At 53.6% G+C, this 1,060-nt stretch carries 10 tRNA genes; all 10 read left to right on the top strand.

The window, feature by feature from the left end:
* The first annotated feature begins 35 nt into the window (after positions 1–35).
* Positions 36–111, top strand: a tRNA-Asn gene (locus tag HMPREF1985_RS09160).
* A gap of 24 nt (positions 112–135) precedes the next feature.
* Positions 136–212, top strand: a tRNA-Gln gene (locus HMPREF1985_RS09155).
* A gap of 6 nt (positions 213–218) precedes the next feature.
* Positions 219–294: transfer RNA gene (locus HMPREF1985_RS09150), tRNA-Lys, on the top strand.
* A 47-nt stretch (positions 295–341) separates the two neighbouring features.
* Positions 342–417 (top strand) — tRNA-Lys (locus HMPREF1985_RS09145).
* A gap of 8 nt (positions 418–425) precedes the next feature.
* Positions 426–502, top strand: a tRNA-Asp gene (locus tag HMPREF1985_RS09140).
* A gap of 47 nt (positions 503–549) precedes the next feature.
* Positions 550–625: transfer RNA gene (locus HMPREF1985_RS09135), tRNA-Phe, on the top strand.
* Between the two features lie 7 nt (positions 626–632).
* Positions 633–708, top strand: a tRNA-Thr gene (locus HMPREF1985_RS09130).
* Between the two features lie 10 nt (positions 709–718).
* Positions 719–792, top strand: a tRNA-Gly gene (locus HMPREF1985_RS09125).
* Between the two features lie 21 nt (positions 793–813).
* Positions 814–902: transfer RNA gene (locus HMPREF1985_RS09120), tRNA-Leu, on the top strand.
* 24 nt (positions 903–926) lie between these two features.
* Positions 927–1,012: transfer RNA gene (locus HMPREF1985_RS09115), tRNA-Leu, on the top strand.
* Positions 1,013–1,060: the final 48 nt, after the last annotated feature.

The raw sequence follows: 1,060 nt of genomic DNA, 5'->3' as shown, positions 1-1,060 counted from the left end.
GACGGCCCGGGAGGATAGGGAGTCGCTGATTTTACTCCTCGATAGCTCAGTCGGTAGAGCACCTGACTGTTAATCAGGCTGTCGCAGGTTCGAATCCTGCTCGAGGAGCCATTTTCATAAATCCCCTGGGGTGTTTGGGGTATAGCCAAGTCGGTTAAGGCACGGGACTTTGACTCCCGCATTCGTTGGTTCGAGTCCAACTACCCCAGCCAAATAGCGGTTCACTAGCTCAGTTGGCAGAGCACCTGACTTTTAATCAGGGTGTCCCGGGTTCGAATCCCGGGTGAGCCACCACTGTGAATAAGCCGCTTGCAGTATACCGCGTAAGCGGTTTCTATCATGACTCACTAGCTCAACTGGCAGAGCAACTGACTCTTAATCAGTAGGTTCACGGTTCGATTCCGTGGTGGGTCACCATTTTTTTCGGCCCGGTAGTTTAGTTGGTTAGAATGCCGCCCTGTCACGGCGGAGGTCAGGGGTTCAAGTCCCCTTCGGGTCGCCACTTTGATTATTGCACGCTCCGCGTGTCATAATAACAACTTGTTAGATGCCTCGGTAGCTCAGTCGGTAGAGCAGGGGACTGAAAATCCCCGTGTCAGTGGTTCGATTCCGCTCTGAGGCACCATTATCAAGCTGGTGTAGCTCAATAGGTAGAGCAGCTGACTTGTAATCAGCAGGTTGGGGGTTCAATTCCTCTCGCCAGCTCCACTTTGCTTATGCGGGTGTAGCTCAATGGTAGAGCTCCAGCCTTCCAAGCTGATCACGTGGGTTCGATTCCCATCACCCGCTCCACTTTTGATCATTCTTGATACTGCCGGGGTGGCGGAACTGGCAGACGCAGCGGACTTAAAATCCGCCGGTTGGAAACAACCGTACCGGTTCGATTCCGGTCCTCGGCACCACCTAATGTATCCGAATTCCATATTGCGGTCGTGGCGGAATGGCAGACGCGCTAGCTTCAGGCGCTAGTGGTAGCAATACCGTGGAGGTTCAAGTCCTCTCGACCGCACCATCTAATTTATGCGGTTGTGGCGGAATTGGCAGACGCGCTACTTTGAGG

Origin of the sequence: Mitsuokella sp. oral taxon 131 str. W9106 (assembly GCF_000469545.1) — a bacterium.
Classification (GTDB): Bacteria; Bacillota; Negativicutes; order Selenomonadales; family Selenomonadaceae; genus AWVT01.
The sequence above is the reverse complement of the archived record's forward strand: the minus strand, read 5'-3'. Positions and strand labels throughout refer to the sequence as shown.